Annotated in this window: 1 pseudogene; it reads right to left on the minus strand. The window is 65.2% G+C overall.

Features of this window, described 5'->3' with window-relative positions:
- Positions 1-400, minus strand: a pseudogene (locus tag AX685_RS13675) (heavy metal translocating P-type ATPase); the annotation flags it as partial.

A 400-nucleotide genomic window follows, 5' to 3' on the forward strand; every position in this document is an offset into this window, starting at 1 on the left:
CGCGTCGCACGGTCGCGGTTTCGGGCGCGAGCTTCGCCAGCGCCTCGATCGCCTTCTTGGCGCGTCCCATCGCGTAATGCTCAAGCGCATGGCCAAGGCTGAACAGGAACAGCAGCAGCGCGCCTTCGGCCCATGCGCCCAGCGCAGCGGCGCCGGCGGCAGCAACCAACATCAGCGTGTCGATCTCGAACTTCTTCATCCGGAGGTTGTCGATCGCCTCGCGCAGCGTGAAGAATCCGCCGAAGAAATAGGCTGCGACATAGCAGGCCGTGGGCAGCCACTCCGGTGCGCCGGCAACCAGCCTTTCGATCGCATAGCCGATCCCCAGCAGCGCGCCGCAGGCAAGCGCGAAGATCAGCTCGGTATTGGGGCCGAGAAATTCGGCGTGGCTATGGTCGTG

This window comes from Sphingomonas sp. CCH9-F2 (genome assembly GCF_001556735.1).
GTDB classification, from domain to species: domain Bacteria; phylum Pseudomonadota; class Alphaproteobacteria; order Sphingomonadales; family Sphingomonadaceae; genus Sphingomonas; species Sphingomonas ginsenosidimutans.